16 protein-coding genes are annotated in these 18486 nt (G+C 72.6%); 6 read left to right on the plus strand and 10 right to left on the minus strand.

Translation table 11 applies throughout. From position 1 onward, the window contains the following. The first annotated feature begins 70 nt into the window (after positions 1 to 70). On the plus strand, positions 71 to 1534 hold the full coding sequence (locus FLV34_RS29780; protein ID WP_142649266.1) for an NAD(P)/FAD-dependent oxidoreductase: 1464 nt from the start codon (positions 71 to 73) through the stop codon (positions 1532 to 1534). 111 nt (positions 1535 to 1645) lie between these two features. Here the strand turns inward: FLV34_RS29780 and ggt are convergent, their stop codons facing one another. Further along, positions 1646 to 3412: a gamma-glutamyltransferase gene (gene ggt / locus FLV34_RS29785; protein WP_147944671.1), complete on the minus strand. Its 1767-nt coding sequence runs from the start codon at positions 3410 to 3412 to the stop codon at positions 1646 to 1648. Between the two features lie 218 nt (positions 3413 to 3630). On the opposite strand from ggt, the gene FLV34_RS29790 reads away from it, so the two are divergent. Then, a complete protein-coding gene (locus FLV34_RS29790) occupies positions 3631 to 4782 on the plus strand; it encodes a sensor histidine kinase (RefSeq protein WP_260617368.1) in 1152 nt (383 codons plus the stop codon). Beyond that, entirely contained in the window at positions 4779 to 5441 is a 663-nt protein-coding gene (locus tag FLV34_RS29795; protein ID WP_142649264.1) for a response regulator transcription factor, read from the plus strand. The genes FLV34_RS29790 and FLV34_RS29795 overlap by 4 nt, the downstream gene beginning before the upstream one ends. Before the next feature lie 21 nt (positions 5442 to 5462). Here FLV34_RS29795 and FLV34_RS29800 read toward each other — a convergent pair whose 3' ends face one another. Further along, positions 5463 to 6086 (minus strand): TetR/AcrR family transcriptional regulator, encoded by a 624-nt coding sequence (locus FLV34_RS29800; RefSeq protein ID WP_147944672.1) that lies wholly within the window; start codon positions 6084 to 6086, stop codon positions 5463 to 5465. An 88-nt stretch (positions 6087 to 6174) separates the two neighbouring features. Between FLV34_RS29800 and FLV34_RS29805 the strand changes: the two genes are divergently transcribed. Next, positions 6175 to 7641 (plus strand): MDR family MFS transporter, encoded by a 1467-nt coding sequence (locus tag FLV34_RS29805; protein ID WP_142649262.1) that lies wholly within the window; start codon positions 6175 to 6177, stop codon positions 7639 to 7641. Between the two features lie 277 nt (positions 7642 to 7918). Here the strand turns inward: FLV34_RS29805 and FLV34_RS29810 are convergent, their stop codons facing one another. Genes FLV34_RS29810 through FLV34_RS29820 form a run of 3 tightly spaced genes read right to left on the minus strand, consistent with a single transcriptional unit; the run spans position 7919 to position 10584 of the window. Then, positions 7919 to 8737: a MerR family transcriptional regulator gene (locus FLV34_RS29810; protein ID WP_147944673.1), complete on the minus strand. Its 819-nt coding sequence runs from the start codon at positions 8735 to 8737 to the stop codon at positions 7919 to 7921. Positions 8738 to 8758: 21 nt separating this feature from the next. Then, positions 8759 to 9940 carry an anhydro-N-acetylmuramic acid kinase gene (locus FLV34_RS29815; protein ID WP_315985217.1) on the minus strand — a complete coding sequence of 394 codons (1182 nt, stop codon included), beginning with the start codon at positions 9938 to 9940 and terminating at the stop codon, positions 8759 to 8761. 14 nt (positions 9941 to 9954) lie between these two features. Beyond that, on the minus strand, positions 9955 to 10584 hold the full coding sequence (locus FLV34_RS29820) for a TetR/AcrR family transcriptional regulator (protein WP_142649259.1): 630 nt from the start codon (positions 10582 to 10584) through the stop codon (positions 9955 to 9957). Between the two features lie 76 nt (positions 10585 to 10660). Between FLV34_RS29820 and FLV34_RS29825 the strand changes: the two genes are divergently transcribed. Next, the gene (locus FLV34_RS29825) at positions 10661 to 11374 is read left to right on the plus strand and encodes a carboxymuconolactone decarboxylase family protein (RefSeq protein ID WP_261985956.1); all 714 of its coding nucleotides are present in this window, start codon (positions 10661 to 10663) and stop codon (positions 11372 to 11374) included. Positions 11375 to 11521: 147 nt separating this feature from the next. On the opposite strand, the gene FLV34_RS29830 is transcribed toward FLV34_RS29825, so the two are convergent. Beyond that, complete coding sequence (locus FLV34_RS29830) at positions 11522 to 13078, minus strand: glycoside hydrolase family 10 protein (RefSeq protein WP_147944675.1); 1557 nt, start codon at positions 13076 to 13078, stop codon at positions 11522 to 11524. A gap of 244 nt (positions 13079 to 13322) precedes the next feature. On the opposite strand from FLV34_RS29830, the gene FLV34_RS29835 reads away from it, so the two are divergent. Beyond that, positions 13323 to 14219 carry a MurR/RpiR family transcriptional regulator gene (locus tag FLV34_RS29835; RefSeq protein ID WP_147944676.1) on the plus strand — a complete coding sequence of 299 codons (897 nt, stop codon included), beginning with the start codon at positions 13323 to 13325 and terminating at the stop codon, positions 14217 to 14219. A gap of 62 nt (positions 14220 to 14281) precedes the next feature. Here the strand turns inward: FLV34_RS29835 and murQ are convergent, their stop codons facing one another. The 4 genes from murQ to FLV34_RS29855 all read right to left on the minus strand — a co-directional run bounded on the left by murQ (position 14282) and on the right by FLV34_RS29855 (position 18286). Then, a complete protein-coding gene (murQ, locus tag FLV34_RS29840) occupies positions 14282 to 15277 on the minus strand; it encodes an N-acetylmuramic acid 6-phosphate etherase (RefSeq protein ID WP_147944677.1) in 996 nt (331 codons plus the stop codon). A 65-nt stretch (positions 15278 to 15342) separates the two neighbouring features. Continuing rightward, on the minus strand, positions 15343 to 16347 hold the full coding sequence (locus FLV34_RS29845) for an ABC transporter ATP-binding protein (protein ID WP_142649255.1): 1005 nt from the start codon (positions 16345 to 16347) through the stop codon (positions 15343 to 15345). Continuing rightward, on the minus strand, positions 16344 to 17375 hold the full coding sequence (locus tag FLV34_RS29850) for an ABC transporter ATP-binding protein (protein WP_147944678.1): 1032 nt from the start codon (positions 17373 to 17375) through the stop codon (positions 16344 to 16346). The genes FLV34_RS29845 and FLV34_RS29850 overlap by 4 nt, the downstream gene beginning before the upstream one ends. A gap of 2 nt (positions 17376 to 17377) precedes the next feature. Beyond that, complete coding sequence (locus tag FLV34_RS29855) at positions 17378 to 18286, minus strand: ABC transporter permease (protein WP_142649253.1); 909 nt, start codon at positions 18284 to 18286, stop codon at positions 17378 to 17380. Between the last annotated feature and the right edge of the window lie 200 nt (positions 18287 to 18486).

Genomic DNA, 18486 nt, shown 5'->3' on the forward strand with positions numbered 1-18486 from the left:
GCCGGACCCTGGACCCGGCCCACCCCCGGGAATAGATTGGACAAATCTTCTAATAGGACGGGGAGGTCGCATGCCCAGTCCGGGCGTCACGATCATCGGTTCCGGGTTCGCCGGGCTGTGCATGGCCATCAAGCTCAAGGAAGCCGGCTATCACGACTTCGTGATCCTGGAGAAGGCGGGCGAGCTCGGCGGCACCTGGCGGGACAACAGCTATCCCGGCTGCGCCTGCGACGTCCCCTCGCCGCTGTACTCCTTCTCGTTCGAGCTCAACCCCGGCTGGTCGCGGCTGTTCTCTCCACAGGAGGAGATCTGGGACTACCTGCGGGCCTGCGCCCGGAAGTACGGCCTGGAGCCCCACCTGCGGTTCGGCAAGGAGGTCTGCGGGCTGGAGTACGACGACGAGCGGGCCCTGTGGCGGGTGTCGACAGGCGACGGGGAGACCTTCGAGACCAACGCCGTCGTCTCCGGCGTCGGGGCCCTGCACGTGCCGTCGTACCCCGAGATCCCCGGCCGTGAGCGCTTCACCGGCACGGCCTTCCACTCCGCCCGGTGGGACCACTCCGCGGACCCGGCCGGCAAGCGCGTCGCGGTCGTCGGCACCGGCGCGTCGGCGGTCCAGTTCGTCCCGGTCCTCGCGGAGCAGGCGAGCCGGCTCACCGTCTTCCAGCGCACCCCGCCGTGGATCCAGCCCAAGCCCGACCTGCCGATCGACGGACGGCTGAAGCGGGCCATGGAGGCGCCCGGCGGCGCCCGGCTGCTGCGCGACGCCGTCTATTGGCTGCTGGAGACCCGGGCCGTGGGCTTCACGATCGACCCTCGGCTGATGAAGGTCCACCAGGCCATGGCCGAGCGCCATCTGGCCCGGCAGGTGCCCGACCCCGGGCTGCGCGCGAAGCTGACGCCCGACTACACCATCGGCTGCAAGCGGATCCTGCTGTCCAACGACTACTATCCCGCGCTGACCAGGGACAACGTCGAGCTGGTCACCGACAGCATCACCGAGATCAGGCAGCGGTCGATCGTGGACGCCGCGGGGCGCGAGCACGAGGTCGACATGATCGTGTGGGGCACCGGCTTCAAGGTGGTCGACGCGCTCAACGAGCAGCACATCGTCGGCAGGAACGGCGTCAAGATCCAGGACGCGTGGAGTGACGGCGTCGAGGCCTACTACGGGATCACGACCACGGGTTTCCCCAACCTGTTCTTCCTGCTCGGCCCCAACACCGGTCTCGGGCACTCCTCGGTGGTCTTCATGATCGAGTCACAGGTGCGCTATGTCATGGACTGCCTGCGGCTGCTGTCGAAGACCAAGGCCAGAGCCCTCGACGTACGGCCGGCGGCGCAGCGGGCCTTCAACGACCGCCTCCAGCGGCGGCTCGATCGGCTGGTGTGGAACGAGGGCGGCTGCACGAGCTGGTATCTCGACGAGCACGGCAGGAACCGCGCGCTGTGGCCAGGCTTCACCTTCGAATACTGGGCACGCACCCGGAAGGTGAAGCCGGAGGCCTACGAGCTCATCGGCGCAAGGTGCTGACCAGGCCCCGTACCGACCCGGCCCCGTGCCGACCCGGCCCAGCGCTGACCGTGCTGACCCGGCCCGGCGCTGACCCGGCCCCGCGCTGACCCGGCCCCGCGCTGACCCGGCTCAGCGCCGCGGGCTGACCACGAGGGCGCTGCCTCCGCCGCGCCTGCCCGGCTCGGCGACCGCCTGGACGCGGCCGTCGCGCAGGAACTCCAGGCCGGTCGCCGCGCCGATCTCACCCACCGGCGGGCCGGGGACGTCCGTCAGCGTGTGACCGAGCGCGGTCAGCTCCGCGCCGTACCGGTCGGCGAACGCGGGCTCGGCCTGGGTGGCGGCGGTGTTGCGCTGCGAGGCGCGCGGAGCGGCCACGGCCTCCGGGAGCGACATGCCGAAGTCGAGCCGGTTCAGCAGGATCTGCAGCACGGTCGTGATGATCGTCGAACCGCCGGGCGAGCCGACGGCGAGCAGCGGCTTTCCGTTCTTGAGCACGATGGTCGGGGCCATCGACGACCTCGGGCGCTTGCCGGGAGCGGGCAGGTTGGGGTCGCCCGGCGCCGGGCCGAAGGTGAAGTCGGTCAGCTCGTTGTTGAGCAGGATGCCGCGGCCCGGCACCACGATCCCGCTGCCGCCGGTCTGCTCGATCGTGATGTTGTAGGCGGCCACGTCGCCCCAGCGGTCGGTCACCACGAGATGGGTGGTCTCCGGCCCCTCCTTCTTCTCCTCCGGGACCGAACCTTCCGCAGCCCCCGAGGGGCATGGTCCGTAGGAGCCGTCGGGCGAACCGGGCGCGGCGGGGTGGGCCATCGCCCGCGGGCCGATCAGGCAGGCGCGCTCCTTGGCGAAGCCGTCGGACAGCAGCCGGTCCAGCGGCACGTTCACGTACGCCGGGTCGCCGACGTAGGCGTTGCGGTCGGCGAAGGCGAGCCGGGACGCCTCCAGGTATTCGTGCAGGCCGACCTTCGGGAGTGCCTCAAGGATCTTCAGCGCCTCCCCCACCGTGGATCCGCCGGACGACGGCGGCGCCATGCCGTACACGTCGAGGCCCTTGTACGTGACCTTGGTGGGCGGCCGTTCGAGCGCCCGGTAGGCCCTGAGGTCGGAGACCTCCATCAGGCCGGTCCTGACGTTCCGGGTGGCTCCCTTGCGCACCGGCGGCTTCTTCACGGTGGCGACGATCTCGCGGCCGAGCTCGCCGCCGTACAGCCAGTCGGGGCCGCGGACGCCCAGCTCACGGTAGGTGCGCGCGAGGTCGCGGTTGCGGAAGACCGAGCCGACCGGCGGCGGCTGCCCGCCCGGCAGGTAGAGCGAGGCGGTCGAGGTGAAGTCGGCGAAGCGGGCGGCGTTCTGCTCCGTCTGGTCGTGGAACGTCTGGTCGACGACGAAGCCCTTCTCGGCGATCTCGATCGCGGGGCGCAGCACCTGGCGCAGCGACATCGTGCCGTAACGGCGCAGCGCCAGGTCCCACTGCGCCACGCTGCCAGGGACGCCGACCGACAGCCCGCTCGTGACGGCCTCGTCGAACGGGATGCCCTCGAACGCCGTCGAGGTCATCGCCCTCGGCGCGGCCTCGCGCCCGTCGATCGTGGTCACCTTCCGCTTGCGCGCGTCGTAGTAGACGATGAAGCCGCCCCCGGCCAGCCCCGCAGAGTAGGGCTCGGTCACGCCCAGCGCCGCGGCGCCCGCCACCGCCGCGTCCATCGCGTTGCCACCCTGGCGCAGCACCGAGAGCGCGGCCTTGCTCGCGTCGAGGTCCACGGTGGCCACCGCCCCGCCGTACCCCTCCGCGACCGGCCGTTTGACCTCTTTCGCGGCCGGTGAAGCGTGGACGGGCGGCGCGAGGAAGCCCGCGAACGTGACCAGTCCCAGCGACGCGACGACGACGCTTCTCATGCCCCGGCACCTCCATCAGACGTGACCGATCACTCCAGCATGACTCACGACAGTCAAAAAGGCTGCGGGAATGTCCGCTTTCGGACGCCTGCAGGACGCGGGTCCAGCCGGAGCGGCCCGGCCTGCGGCGGAGGGAAGCCCGCTACTCCTTGCGGCGTACGGCGGACTGCCGCGCGGGGCGGATGCGGTGACCAGGGGTGATGGCCTAGCGTGCGGGTGTGCGCTCCGCCGTGTTTCACCGCATCGATCCCGTTCTGCCGATCATCGTGGGGATCCTTCAGGTGTTCCTGTCGATCGGCGCCCAGTATGGGCAGTTGCGAAACCCGGATCTCGGACGGGTGCCGCTGACCTGGTGGGGCTTCGGGCTGCTGCTGGTCGGGCCGATCGCGATCGCGCTGCGCCGCCGCGCCCCGGTCGCCGTGCTGGTCGTCACGCTCACGGCCACCTCGGTCTACATGCTGTCCGACTTCGCGTACGGACCGGTGTTCCTCAGCCCGATCATCGTGATCTGCAACGCGGTGGTGTCGGGGCACCGCCGCGCGGCGTGGCTGTCGGCAGGGGCGTTCTTCCTGTTCGTGGTCGCCTACGCCACCTGGCTCATCCCCCATCGGGCGAGCCTCTTCCACCACACCGCGGTCGCGGCCTACCTGCTGCTCACGCTCACCGTCGCGGAGTTCTACCGGATGCGCCGCGAGCGCCTCGCCGAACGTCAGCGGATGGCGCGGGAGGCGGCCCGGCGGCAGGCGAGCGAGGAACGGCTCACCATGGCCCAGGAGCTGCACGACGTGCTCGCCCACAACATCTCGCTGATCCACGTGCAGGCGTCCACCGCCCTGCACATCCTGGACGACCACCCCGAGCAGGCCCGCACCGCCCTGGCCACGATCAAGCAGGCGTCCAAGGACGTGCTGACCGAGATGCGCGGCGTGCTGAGCCTGCTCAGGGAGGGCGCGCCGCGCTCCCCCACGGCGGGGATGGCCAACCTGGCCGACCTCATCGAGCGCAGCGGCCTGCCGGTCGATCTGGAGGTCACCGGGCAGGAGCGTCCGCTGCCCGCCGGCATCGACCGGGCCGGCTACCGGATCGTGCAGGAGTCGTTGACCAACGTCTCGCGGCACGCGCCCGGCTCGCGGGTGACCGTACGCGTGGCGTACGCGCCGGAGGAGCTGACCGTGGTGATCGAGGACGACGGCGCGGGGACGGCGCGGGCCGAGGCGGGCCTCGGCGGCGGCAACGGCATCCCCGGCATGCGCGAACGGGCCGCGGCGCTCGGCGGGTCGCTCGCGGCGGGCCCCCGGCCCGGCGGCGGCTTCCGCGTCGAGGCCCGTCTCCCCCTTCCCCCATCCGCCGACCAGAAGGAGCCGAAGTGATACGCGTCCTGCTCGCCGACGACCAGGCGCTGGTGCGGGCCGGGTTCCGGGCCCTGCTCGACGCCCAGGAGGGCATGACCGTCGTCGGCGAGGCGGGCGACGGCGAGCAGGCCGTCCGGCTCAGCCGCGAGCTGCGTCCCGACGTGGTGCTGATGGACATCCGCATGCCCGGCACCGACGGCCTGACGGCCACCCGCCGCATCGGCGACGACCCCGCCCTCTCCGACGTGAAGATCGTCATGCTCACCACGTTCGAGCTGGACGAGTACGTCTTCGAGGCCCTGCGCGGCGGCGCGAGCGGCTTCCTGGTCAAGGACACCGAGCCTGCCGAGCTGATCCAGGCCGTGCGGGTGGTGGCCTCCGGCGACGCGCTGCTGTCGCCCGGCGTGACACGTCGGCTCATCGCCGAGTATGTCGCCCGCGCCAAGGAGCCCGCCATCGCGACCCGCCTCGACCCGCTCACCGAGCGGGAGCGGGAGGTGCTCGCGCTCGTGGGCACCGGCATGACGAACGACGAGATCGCCGCCCGGCTCTACATGTCCCCGGCGACCGCCAAGACCCACGTGAGCCGCACGATGACCAAGCTGCACGCGCGCGACCGCGCCCAGCTCGTCGTCATCGCGTACGAGTCGGGCCTGGTCAAGCCCGGCTGGGTCTGACCCGCCGTACGGCCGCCCGCGTCAGGTGGCCCGCCCGCTGACGAGGGGGAGGAAGAGCTCGTCGACGATCGACCGGATGCGGGCGGGCGGCACGGGTTTCAGGTTCATGAGCAGGTCGTGGCGCACCAGGTCGAACGGCATGGCGAGCACCGCGGGCGGGATCCGCTCCAGATCGATCTCGCCGCGGTCGTGGGCGCGCTGGTAGATGGCCTGGACGCGCGGTAGCCGCTGGTCGCCGATGATCCGGTCGCGCACCTGGGACGGGGTGAGCCCGGTGCCGGCCAGCAGCCCCGAGAAGGCGGCCGCCGCGGTGACGGCGAAGAAGGCGGCGCGGGTCTCCCCCATGCCGGTGAGCGCGGCGAGGAGATCGCCGCGCAGGGTCCCGGTGTCGGGGAGCTCGATCGGGTGCCTGCTCCGGTAGTGCTCGAGCGCGGCGAGCACGAGCTCGTCCTTGTTGGCCCAGCGGCGGTACAGCACCGCGATGCCGGTGCCGGCGCGGGCGGCGACGGACTCCATGGTCAGTTTCGCGAAGCCGGTCTCGACCAGCTCGTCCCAGGCCGCGTCCAGCAGCGCGGCCTCCAGCGCGGGCCCGCGTCGGCGTCGCGGAGCAGACGCGGCGGCAGGCGCGGCGGCAGATGTGGTCACGGCTCCATCATAAGGAAGGATTGCATTCCCTATCAACACGTCCTACTCTCCTAAGAGATGGATTCCACTCTTATTTGAGAGCGAGACGATGACGGAGACCACTGAGGCGAAGCTGTCGCCGCAGGTGAAGAAGGCGCTGATCGCGCTGCTCGTGGGCGGGATCGCGGCGATCCTCGACTCCACGATGGTGACGCTGGCGATCCACACATTGGTGGTGAAGCTGCACACGACCACCGGCACGATCCAGTGGGTCACCACCGGATTCCTGCTGGCGGTGGCCGTCGCGATCCCGGTCACCGGGTGGGCGGAGCGCCGCTGGGGCGGCAAGCGGGTCTGGATGGCCGCGCTGGTGCTGTTCGTGCTCGCCTCGGTGCTGTGCGCGGCGGCGTGGAACGGCGCGAGCCTGATCGGCTTCCGGGTACTGCAGGGCTTCGGCGCCGGGCTGATCTTCCCGCTGATGCAGACGCTCGCGGTGAGGGCCGCAGGCGGACAGGTCGACAGCCGGCTGATGGCGACCGTCAGCCTGCCGATCGCGCTCGGCCCGATCCTCGGCCCGGTGATCGGCGGGGTGATCCTCGACTGGCTGAGCTGGCGCTGGCTGTTCCTCATCAACGTGCCCGTGATCGCCGCCGGGCTGCTGCTGGCGTGGCGGTTCCTGCCCGCCGACCGCCCCGGCGCCACGTCCGGGCGCGGGCGCCTGGACTGGACCGGTCTGGCGCTGCTCGCACCGGCGCTGGCGGGGATCCTCCTCGGCCTCTCGCAGCTCTCCAGGGAGGGCGGGATCGGCCACGCCGGGGTGCTGGCGCCGCTGGTCGCCGGGGTCGTCCTGCTGGCCGCGTTCGTCGCGTGGGCGGCGCGGCCCGGCGAGCGCGAGCCGATCGTCGACGTCCGGCTGCTGCGCGTCCGCTCGCTCGGCAGCGCCTCCGCGGTTCTGTTCACCGCCGGCGCGGCGATGTACGCCGGCATGTTCCTGCTGCCGCTGTACTACCAGCAGCTTCGGGGCGACAGCGTGCTCGACGCCGGGCTGCTGCTGATCCCGCAGGGTGTCGGCGCGCTCGCCTCGCGCTTCGTGGTCGGCGGGCTGGCCGACCGGTTCGGGGCACGCGCCGTGACGATCGGCGGCTTTCTGCTCACCGCCGTCGCCACCGTCCCCTTCGCGCTCGCGGGGCCGGACACGAGCCTGTGGTGGCTGGGAGCAGTGCTGCTGGTCCGCGGCCTGGGGACCGGGGTGGTGCTGATCCCGCCGATGTCCGTCGCCTACCAGGACATCCGGCCGACGGACATTCCGCACGCCACCATGAACACCCGCATCGCCCAGCAGGTGGGAGCGTCGTTCGGCACCGCCGTGGTCGCCGTCGCCCTGCAGTCGCTCCTCGGCGACGGCGCCGCGGCCGCCTTCCACGGCGCGTTCTGGTGGGCGATCGGCATCGCCGTCGTGGCGGTCGTCCCCGCCGTCGTCCTCCCGGCCCGTACGAGGGCGAGCCGGGCGGCGACGCCGGTGCACGGCGACGAGGCCACGAGTCCCCGGACGGCCGCACCGGAAGAGGTGGCGTGACCCCGGGGGTCCTCACGCCGGGGCGTCGCGGACCTCGTCCGCGACGCCCCGGCCCTGGAACCTCGGTTCGGTACGCCTATGGGCTTGCCTGCGGGCGGGTCCCGGCTCCACTCGATCACCGCCCGCAGCGACCGATGCCGCGGCCCCGCCGTACGGCCGCCGCGCAGCGCCGGCCGTTCGCCCACCGCCTCGGCGAGCTGCCGCATCGGTAACTGCGCCGGAAGGAACCGTCCGTGCCGCTCGTTCCAGCCGGTGAGCGCCGGTGGACGGCGCGCTGCTACGAGGCGAGCGGCTCCTGGAGTTCGGTCACCCAGCCGGCGGGGTCGTCGGGGCACTCCAGGTAGAGCTCTCTGGCGTACCCGGCGGAGCGCTCACCGCCGTCGGCGATCCACCGGGCCAGCGTCTGCGAGGTCGGGAGGACGTCGTCCATCGGCCCGCGGTGCACGATCGTGGCCGCCCGCTCGATCGCGGGCAGGTCCACGACCGCGAAGTCCTGACCGTCTCCGGACGCGACCGCGACCGGCAGCGCCACGTGCGCGAGGATCCCGTCGCCGCCCGGGGCGTCCTCGTAGTAGGCGATCCCCGGCCCCACCGGGGTCACCCCGGCCTCGTCCAGCCTGCGGCACAGCTCCTGGAACAGCGGGCCGACCACCGGGCCGATGTCCTCGGGCTCGTAGCTGCGCGCCACGGCGCCGAGCTCGGCCACCCGGACAGCGGGGATGCGCCGGACCACCACGTCGTCGGTGCTCATGTGTCCCTCACTTTCGATCGTCCGGAGCCTCGCCTCGACCTGGGCCAGCCGGGCCGCCGCGGCGGCCATCGCCGCCTCCAGCTCGGCCTGCCGCAGCCGCAGCATCCCGCGCAGTTCCCCGGCGCTCACCTGCTCGTCCAGGATCTCCTGCACCTGACCGAGGGTGAAACCCAGGTCCTTGAGCGCGATGATCCGGTTGAGGCGGGCGAGCTGGCCCGCCTCGTAGAAGCGGTAGCCGCTCGCGGGATCGACGTGGGCCGGACGGAGCAGCCCGATCGCGTCGTAGTGGCGCAGCATGCGGACCGACACGCGGCCGTGCCTGGCGAAGTCTCCGATCGTGAACATGATGCGGCCGATTCCAGCCCCTCACACGGTGTGAGGGTCAACCACGCCGCCCATGCGGATCCGCCGAGGCGGCAGGTCCAGCGGCGCAGGCAGCCGCAGCGGGCCGGGACCGGGGGTGATCGTGCCGAGCACGCGCGCCCCTGTGGCGCCGGTGCACGCGGGCACGGTGCCGGGCAGGCCGTGCGCGGTGAGCCAGCCGAGATAAGAGAACGCGACGGCCTCCTTGGCGTCCGAGGGCACGCCGAGGTCGTCGCTCGGCAGCAGCCGCACGCCGTCGGCCCGCTCGCGCAGCGCGCGCATCAGGGCCGGGTTGCGCACGCCGCCCCCGGAGACGACGACCGTGCCGAGCCCGTGCCGCCGCAGCTCCGCCGCGACCGTCTCCGCGGTCAGCGCCGTGAGCGTCGCCACCAGGTCGGGCAGGCCCAGCGCGTACGGCCCGGCGATCCGGTCCAGATAGCCCGCGTTGAACAGTTCCTTGCCCGTCGTCTTGGGCGGCGGCCGGTGATAGTAGGGCTCGGCGAGCAGCTCGGCCAGCAGCCCCTCGTGGACCTTCCCCGCCGCGGCCAGCCTGCCGTCCTCGTCGTACGGCATGCCGGTGGCAGCGCGCAGGGCCGCGTCCGTCAGCGCCGAGGCCGGGCCGGTGTCATAGGCGAGCGGAGGCTCGCAGGCGGTGGGGGCGACGGTGATGTTGGCGATGCCGCCCAGGTTGAGCGCGCCCGCGCGTCCCGCCGAGGCGGGCAGCCCGGCCAGCAGCGGCAGGTCGAAGGCGGACACGAGCGGCGCGCCCTGCCCGCCCGCGGCCACGTCGCGCACCCGCAGGTCCGACACGACCGGCACGCCGAGCCGTTCGGCGATCCAGGCGGGCTGCCCGAGCTGGAGCGTCCCGCGCACGCGCCCGCCCTTCACCCAGTGGTACATCGTCTGCCCGTGCGAGCAGACGAGGTCGGCGGCCGGGCAGGCCGCCGCCGCGTCGGCGAACGCCTGTCCGACGAGCGTGTCGAGGCGGCAGACCTCGCCCATGTCCGTACGGCCCGGGGGCAGCGCGGCGACGATCGCGGCCCGCAGCTCGGGCGGGTAGGGCACGGTGGCGGTGTGCTCCACGACCCCGGTGAGCAGGTCGCCGTCGCGCGACCAGCGGACGAGCGCGCAGTCGATCCCGTCGTGGGAGGTCCCCGACATCAGCCCGAGTATGCGCACGCCCACCTCGCCGGGGCCCGTCAGCCGGCTCTCGGCGGGAGGCCGACGAGCTTGGTGAGGAAACGGTCGATCTGCTCCTCGGCTGGCGGCCAGGGCAGGTCGGGCTCGTTGATCCGTTGCGACAGCATGCCGTTCACCGCCGTACGCAGGTCGATCGCGACGGTCGCCGCGTCGTCACGCGGGGCGACGCCGGCGTCCATGCAGCGCTGGACCGCCTCCGTCGTCCTGGCGACCAGCACCTCCTTGAACGGCATGCCGAGCCGCCGGTGGACCGCGCTCTCGTGCAGCACCTTGTAGAGGCCCGGATGCTCGTGGGCCCAGGCGGTCTGCGCGAGGATGCGCGCCCGCAGCCGCGCCGCGGGGTCCTCGTGCGCGGCGTCCGCCTCGTCGCCGGTGCGCACCAGCTCCTCGTTGCAGCGCCGCAGCACGGCGAGCACGAGCGCGTCCCGGTCGGGAAAGTGCAGGTAGACCGAGGTGGCCGCGATCGACACCTCGCGCGCCACGGCCCGCAGCGACAGCGCCTCGTCGTCGGCGAGGGCGTCGAGCATCCGCATGGCCGCCGCGACGATCTCCTCGCGCAGCCGCTCGCCCTGCCCCCGCGCGTTCGGACGGCGGCGGGCGGCGGGAGCCGGGGGCGTGCTTGATTCCATGACCGGCCCATTGTACGAGCACGACTTTCACACTACAGTCGTAGCGCTACAGCCGTTCATCAAAGGAGCGATCCCAGTGACCGTCCACGCTTCGACCGACACGATCAACGAGATGGACCCGGTGTTCGCCCAGATGGCGGCCGCCAGCGTCGGGCACTGCTGGGCGGTGCCCGAGCTGACCGACCGCGAGAAGGTGTTCCTCGCCCTGGTGGCGGACATCTGCCAGCCCGCCCTCGGGCTCCCGTTCGAGATGCACGTCCGCGCGGGGCTGCGGCGGGGCGTGTCCACCGCGGACATGCGGGCACTGCTGCGCCTGATCTCCTACGACAGCGGGTACGTCGCGGCGCTGGGCGCGCTGGAGCGGCTCGCCGAGATCGAGGCCGCGGCCGGGCTCCCCCGTCCGGAGGCGGAACCGCTGCCCCGCGAGCTGCTGGAGACCGGCCCCGGCGCTGCGCCGACTCCGCTGCCCGCGCCCGTGCGGGCCGAGCTGACCAAGCTCGACCCGTACTTCCTGGAGTATTTCGACCTCCAGTCGCGGATGCGGGGCGTCCAGGGCCCGGGCACGCTGAGCGTCCGCGAGCGGGCGTTCATGACGATGAGCGTCGACGTGCACTACCAGACGCTGGACGAGACGTTCCGCATCCACGTGGGCCGCGCCCTGGGAGCCGGCGCGACCCCCGAGGACGTGCGGGCCGTGCTGCGCTTCAACGCGCAGTTCGGGGCGACCCGGGCGTGGCAGGCGTGGAAGGCGCTCAACGCGTGCCTCGCCGACCTCGCCCCCACCCACTGACGTGCGCTGACGTGCGCTGACGTCCCCGCACGCCGCGGCGCCGCGGTCCGCACCGCCTGACGACCGTGCGGACCGCTCGATCCACCCTGCTCAATGCAACCTGCTCCACGGGACCCTGCTCAACGGGCCCTGCTCAATGGGCCCTGCTCAGTGGACGCCGCGTTCCCCGCTCGGCTCGCTCTGCCGGGAGACCCGGTCGACGGCCGTGACGTGGTAGCGGTGGCCGCGTGCGCCGTCCGGATCGACCCAGCGGACGTGCCGGTCCCCCGGGACGACCGCGACCAGGTGCTCCGCGTCGGCGAAGTCCTGCGGGCGGGCGGGCCGGTCGAACCGGAAGACGGCGAACTGGAACGGCGCGCGGGGTCCGGTGGCCTCGACGTGCAGCTCCACGCCCCCGCTCACGCGGCGGGCCGAGGCGAGCACCGGACGGCGCGGCGGCTCGCCGCCCGCGAGCCTCGGCAGCAGCGGTGCGAGCGCGGGCCGGGTGTAGTGCTCGTTCAGCACGCCGCTGATCGACCCGAGGCGGTCGTCGCGGACGTCGGCGGCGTTGTACCAGATGTCTCCGCCGACCTCCGAGTGGTCACGGTTGAGCGTGAGGTGCCGCGACAGCTCGTCCGGCTGGAACCATTCGGCGGGCTGCCCGGCCGTCCCCGCCTTGTACGCCGCCTGGCCGATCCACAGCTGCACACCGGTCCCGGCGGCCACGCCGGACCACCAGGGGACGAGCTTGGCGTAGTCGGCGTTCGACTGGCCGATGTACCAGTAGAGCTGCGGCGCGATGTAGTCGAGCCAGCCGTTCCTCACCCACGTGCGGGTGTCGGCGTGCAGGTTGTCGTACGACTGGCCGCCGCTGGTGTCAGAGCCCAGCGGGTCGGTGGCCTTGTTGCGCCAGATGCCCGACGGGCCGATGCCCCAGATCACCTCGGGCTTGGCCCGCCGCACGCGCTGCTGCATCTCCCGCACGAGCAGGTCGACGTTGTTGCGCCGCCAGGAGGCCAGGTCGGCGAAGCCCCCGCCGTACGCCGCATAGGCCGCGCTGTCGTCGAACTCGGTCGTGTTGACCGGGTAGAAGTAGTCGTCGAAGTGGACGCCGTCGATGTCGTAGCGGGTGACGGCGTCGAGCATCGCGTCCTGCACGAACGCCCGGACCTCGGGGATGCCGGGGTTGTAGTAGAGCTTCCCGCCGTACGGGACGATCCACTCGGGGTGCTTGCGGCCGGGGTGATCGGGGTGCAGCTTGGCCGGGTCGGACTGCATCGACACGCGGTAGGGGTTGAACCAGGCGTGGAACGCCAGCCCCCTCCGGTGGGCCGCCTCGACGGCGAAGCCCAGCGGGTCGTAGCCCGGGTCCTGCCCCTGGACCCCGGTGAGGTACTGCGACCACGGCTCGTACGGGGACGGCCAGAAGGCGTCGGCGGTGGGCCTGATCTGCACGAACACGGAGTTGAGCCGGCGCGCCACGGCAAGGTCGCACCAGGCCTCGAACTCGGCCCGCTGCTGCTCGGGCGTGAGGCCCGTCTTGGACGGCCAGTTGATGTTGACGACCGAGGCGATCCACATGCCGCGCATCTGGCGCAGCGGTGGCACGTAGCCGGCGGAAGAGGCGGAAGCGGGGGACGCGGCGAGGGACGGCAGCGGTGCGGCCGACGCCGCGGCGGCGAGGGTCAGGCCGCGCAGCACGGCACGCCGGGAGGGAGAGCTCAATCGGACCTCCGAAGGCCGGGGGGTTTCGGCGATCACGACACTGACAGAAACTTACTTTCAGATCAATGTGGATAAAAGAAAGTGTCATCGACGTGTAATCTGCCCCAAGAGGTCCTCAGGAGAGACGGCAGCGGGCATCCAGGTCACACCGCACATGTCTCGACATGTGGACTTCTGTCCGCGTTGTCCCGCACCGGCGGGCGCGTGGATCTAAGCTGATCGCGCACAGGAGAGGCTGCACGCAATGAACGAGAACGAGGGCGCACCGGTCAACCCGATCGCGACGGTGCGTGCGGTGTTGCCCTCGCTCACCCCCGCCGCCCAGACCATCGCGCGCCTCATCCTCGACGACCCCGCCATGGTGGCCCGCAGCACCATCACCGAGGTCAGCGCGGTCTCGGGGATCAGCGAGGCGACGATCGTGCGGACGGCACGGGCGCTGGGCTTCGCCGGTTATTCGCAACTGCGGTTCGCCCTCGCGGCGGCCGTCGCCAGGGACACCCCCGAGCGGCTCGTGCCCGGCGACCTCGCCCCCGACGACCCGCTGACCGACGTGATCGCCAAGGTCACCCGGGCCGAGTCGCAGGCGCTCGCCGACACGGCGGCCCAGCTCAGCCCCGACGGTCTCGGCGCGGTCGTGGACGCCGTCGCCGGCGCCCGCCGCGTGGACGTGTACGGCGTGGGCGCCTCCGGCCTCGTCGCGGCCGACATGGCGCAGAAACTGATGCGGATCGGGCTGCCCGGCCACTACTTCACCGACGCCCACCTCGCGCTCACCAGCGCCGCGCTGCTGCGCGAGGGAGACGTGGCCGTCGGGGTGAGCTGCACTGGCGAGACGCCCGACGTGCTCGGCCCGATCCGGGTCGCCCGCAAGGCCGGCGCGACGGCCGTGGCCATCACGAACAACCCGCGCTCGTCGCTGGCCGGGCTCGCCGATCACGTCCTCGTCTCCGCCGGGCGCGAGACGGCGTTCCGGCCGGGCGCGCTGGCCAGCCGGATCAGTCAGTTGCTCATCGTCGACTGCGTCTTCGTCGGCGTCGCGCAGCGCACGTTCGACAGCTCCGACGCGGCCTTACGGGCGACCCGCGACGCGCTCGCCGACTATCTCGGCGACGCCCACCGCCGCGCCCGTTCGGCCTGACCCACCCGCGCGGAACCGTCCGCTCCACTGGTTCCCCGAGAGCGCGGCCACCGGTCAGTCGGTCAGGCCGCGCCGCCGGCGCGGCGGGCGGCCTCCAGCCGGTCGCCGTTGGCCTTCAGCAGCGCCCGGGCGCCGTCCGGGCCAAGGTCGCGCTCGATCATCAGCACCGCCACCTTGACGTTCCAGTCCGCCGCCTCCAACGCGCCCCGCGCGGCGGCGGCCCCCGCGCCGGTGATGTCGCCGACCATCCGCGTCGCCCTGCGCGCGAGCTTCTCGTTCACCGCCGAGACCTCGATCATGGCGTTCCCGTACGTCCTGCCGAGCCGGATCATCACGATCGTGGAGATCATGTTGAGCACGAGCTTCTGCGCGGTGCCCGCCTTGAGCCGGGTCGAGCCGGCCACCACCTCGGGGCCGACGACCACCTCGATCGGATGCTCGGCCCGCTCCGACAGCGGCGACCCCGGGTTGCAGGACAGGCTCACGGTCAGCGCCCCACGGCGGGCGGCCGCGTCCAGCGCCCCCAGCACGAACGGCGCGCGTCCGCTGGCGGAGATCCCCACGAGCGAGTCGAGCAGGCCCAGGCCGCGGTCGGCGACGGCCGCCGCCCCGCCGTCGCGGTCGTCCTCGGCACCCTCGACCGACCGGGTCAGCGCGGCCTCGCCGCCCGCGATGACGCCCTGCACCAGCTCGGGGTCGGTGCCGAAGGTCGGCGGGCATTCCGAGGCGTCGAGCACGCCCAGCCTGCCGGACGTCCCCGCCCCCACGTAGAACAGGCGTCCGCCCCGCGCCATCCGGGCGGCGATCGCGTCGATGGCGGCCGAGACGGCCGGGATGGCCCTGGCCACCGCGCGGGGCACCGTGGCGTCGGCCGCGTTCATCAGGCGGGCGATCTCCTCGGTCGGCAGCCGGTCGATCTCGCGATAACGCGGATCGCTCTGCTCGGTGTACAACTCGCCCTGCTCGGTGTACAACTCGCCCTGCTCGGTATAGAGCTCGCCGAGCTCGGTTTCAAGCTCTCCGTGCTCGGTGGACAGGCCCGTCAGTGGGTCAGTCATCTCGTCCCTGTCGTCGGTTTCCATCTCCGGCCTCCCCCGCTCGCCGTACGCGTCCGGACGACTCCTCACCGGCGGCTCACCGGCAGTGCGACCACGCTGCGGCGCTCGGGATGGAAGCAGGCGTGCTCCTGCGGCGTGTCGCCGTCGCGGCCGAGCGCGGGCCGCTCGCGTTCGCACCGCTCGGTCCTGAACGGGCAGCGCGGCGCGAACAGGCACCCGTCCGGGTACTCTCCCGACGCCTCCACCGGCACCACGCGCTGCTCGCCCGGCGACTCCAGGCCGTGCAGCACCGGTATGGCCGACAGCAGCGCCTGCGTGTAGGGATGCACCGGGGCCGAGATGACGGTCTCGACCGGGCCGCGTTCGACCACCTGGCCGCGATAGATGACGTACAGCTCGCCGTCGGTGCCGATATAGCGGGCCGTCGCCACATCGTGGGTGATGAACAGCACGCTCACCCCGAGCCGCTCGCGCAGGTCCTTGAGCAGCGCGAGGATGCCCAGGCGCAGCGACACATCGATCATCGAGACGGCCTCGTCGGCGACCAGGACCTCGGGATCGACGGTCAGCGCGCGGGCGATCACCACGCGCTGGCGCATGCCGCCCGACAACTGGTGGGGATAACGCGGCAGCACGTAGCCCGGGTCGAGCCCGACCAGCCCGAGCAGCTCCCTGGCCCGCTCGTCCGCCCACGAGTGCGGCCGGCCGGTCTGTTTCGCCCGCAGCGCGAGCGGCGCGGCCAGGGCCTGGTGGATCGTGCGCGTCGGGTTCAGCGCGGAGTAGGGGTCCTGGTGGATGAGCTGCACCCGGCGGAAGTACGGCTGCCGCCTGCGGTGGCTCAGCGACGACATCGCCACGTCGTCGATGACGATCTCCCCGGAGTCGCAGGTCTCCAGCCCGGCGATGATCCGGCCGAGCGTCGTCTTGCCACAGCCCGACTCGCCGATGAACGAGACCGCGCCTCCTTTCGGAATGGCGAAGTCCACGCCGCGCAGCGCGGGCACCTCCCGGGCGCCGAGCACGCCGCCGCGCTGCCGGAACGTCTTCGTGATGCCGATCCCGCTGATCATGCCTGGTCCTCCCCCGTCACGGCGGCCACGGCCGGTCTGTCCCCCTCGTCGTCCCGTACGGCATGGCAGGCCGCCGACCGGGAGCCCGAGACGACCACCGGCGGCCGGCCGGTCTCGCACACGTCCATGCGCAGCGGGCAGCGCTCGCGGAACACGCACCCGTCGGCCGGGATGCCGGCCAGCGTCGGCGGGCGGCCCGGCAGGGCGCGTGCCTCGCCGATATCGCCGACGAGGCGCGGGATGGCCCCGAGCAGCCCCTGGGTGTACGGGTGGCGCGGCGCGGCCAGCACCTCCCGGGTGGGCCCCTGCTCGGCCAGCCGCCCGCCGTACATGACCGCGAGCCGGTCGGCGACCTCGGCGACCACCCCGAGGTCGTGGGTGATGACGAGCGTGGTGAGCCCGCGCTCGGCGTGCACCTCCCGCACGATGCGCAGGATCGTCGCCTGCGTGATCATGTCGAGGGCGGTCGTGGGCTCGTCCAGCACGACGAGGCGGGCGTTCAGCACCAGGGCCAGCATGATGCCGACCCGCTGGCGCATGCCGCCCGACAGCTCGTGCTGATAGCAGTCGAGCACCCGGGCGCCGTCCAGGCCCATCCGGCCGAGCAGGTCGCGGGCGTCGGCCAGCAGGCCGCGCGGGTCCTCGACGCCGTGCGAACGCCCCAGGTCGAGCACCTGCTTGCCGACCGTCTTGAGCGGATTGAGGGAGTTCTGCGCCGCCTGGAAGACATACCCGACGTGCCGCCCCCGGGCTCGGCGCAGCCCCTCGCCGCCGAGTGCGACGACGTCGCCGAGCCCGTCGATCTCGACGCTGCCCGCCGCGATCCTGCCGGGCGGCTGGACGGCGTTGAGCAGCGACAACGCGAGCGTCGACTTGCCGGAGCCCGACTCGCCGACGACACCGGTGATCGTGCCGGGCGCGAGGTCGAGGTCGACGCCGGACACCGCGGGCAGCTCGCCGGCCGGGGTGCGATAGACCACGGTCAGCCCGCGGATCCGGACGCCGGGAGGACTCTGCTCGGGAGCCATGCTCACTCCTCCCGCAGCCGGGGGTTGAAGATCTCGTCCATGGCGTCCACGACCAGCACGATGCCGAGCGTGAGCAGCAGGATCGCCAGCAGCGGCGCCAGCAGATAGGGCAGCGCGGCCGTCGTGGTCAGCGCGCCGCCGCCGAAGACGGCGAGGTTGAGCATGACGCCCCAGTTGTTCGCCTCGAACGGCAGCACGCCCAGGAAGAACAGGCCCACCTGCGCGTAGACCGCGCCGGTCACCGCGATGAGCGCGTTCATCGCGATGTACGGAGCCATGCCGGGCAGCAGCTCCCTGCCGACGATGTGCGTAGTGGACAGGCCGAGCCCCCGGGCCGCCTCGATGAAGCCCCGCTCGCGCAGCGACAGCGTCTGCGACCGCACGGCCCGGGCCACACCGCCCCAGCCGAGCAGCCCGAGCACCAGGCCCATCTCGACCGCGCCGGTGAACTTCCACACGGTCGACAGCACCAGCAGCAGCGGCAGCCCCGGGATCGTGAGCTTCATGTCGGTGAACCGCATGAGCACGGTGTCCCAGCGGCCCCGCCGGAACCCGGCGAACAGCCCGACGCCCGCGCCGACGACGACCGTGATGGCGGCCGTCACGAGGGCCGTCAGCAGGACGTACCGGGAACCGGTGACGACGAGGGCGAGCACGTCCGTCCCCTCGAAGTCGGTGCCGAACGGATGCCGCAGGCTCGGGGGCGCGTAGAGCGCGCTCGTGTCGCGCGGCAGGGGGTCGGGGTAGAGCATCGGCCCGAGGATCCCCATGAGGGCGAACACCACGAGGATGACCGCACCGACCATCCGGCTCGGCTTGCGCCGCATGACCCGCCAGACGCCCCGCCAGAAGTTGCGGCGGACCGCCGCGGCGGCCCCCGTCTCCGCCTCCGGCACGATGGTGGCGCTCATGCGATCCCCTCGCCTGACGGCTCGGGGTGGCGTCGTGCCGGAGGCGCGCATATGGCCGCACCACGCGGCACGCTGTGTCTGCTGATTCGCTCGGTCATGCCGCCCTACCTTCTTGAGTGCGAGCGCGCTCCGGTTGGTGTAGAAGATCGGGGTGTGCGAACGAGGCAGGGATGGCTCTCACGCTGGCTGCCCTCGATGGC

Origin of the sequence: Microbispora sp. CSR-4, assembly GCF_008033685.1 — a bacterium.
In the GTDB taxonomy this organism is placed as follows: Bacteria; Actinomycetota; Actinomycetes; order Streptosporangiales; family Streptosporangiaceae; genus Microbispora.

Coding starts and splice junctions, on each gene's coding strand:
- murQ (WP_147944677.1), bottom strand. CDS start 15,277: ATGACTGACCCACTGACGGGCCTGTCCACCGAGCACGGAGAGCTTGAA.
- FLV34_RS29845 (WP_142649255.1), bottom strand. CDS start 16,347: ATGATCAGCGGGATCGGCATCACGAAGACGTTCCGGCAGCGCGGCGGC.
- ggt (WP_147944671.1), bottom strand. CDS start 3,412: ATGAGAAGCGTCGTCGTCGCGTCGCTGGGACTGGTCACGTTCGCGGGC.
- FLV34_RS29810 (WP_147944673.1), bottom strand. CDS start 8,737: ATGTTCACGATCGGAGACTTCGCCAGGCACGGCCGCGTGTCGGTCCGC.
- FLV34_RS29820 (WP_142649259.1), bottom strand. CDS start 10,584: ATGGAATCAAGCACGCCCCCGGCTCCCGCCGCCCGCCGCCGTCCGAAC.
- FLV34_RS29805 (WP_142649262.1), top strand. CDS start 6,175: ATGACGGAGACCACTGAGGCGAAGCTGTCGCCGCAGGTGAAGAAGGCG.
- FLV34_RS29855 (WP_142649253.1), bottom strand. CDS start 18,286: ATGAGCGCCACCATCGTGCCGGAGGCGGAGACGGGGGCCGCCGCGGCG.
- FLV34_RS29835 (WP_147944676.1), top strand. CDS start 13,323: ATGAACGAGAACGAGGGCGCACCGGTCAACCCGATCGCGACGGTGCGT.
- FLV34_RS29780 (WP_142649266.1), top strand. CDS start 71: ATGCCCAGTCCGGGCGTCACGATCATCGGTTCCGGGTTCGCCGGGCTG.
- FLV34_RS29850 (WP_147944678.1), bottom strand. CDS start 17,375: ATGGCTCCCGAGCAGAGTCCTCCCGGCGTCCGGATCCGCGGGCTGACC.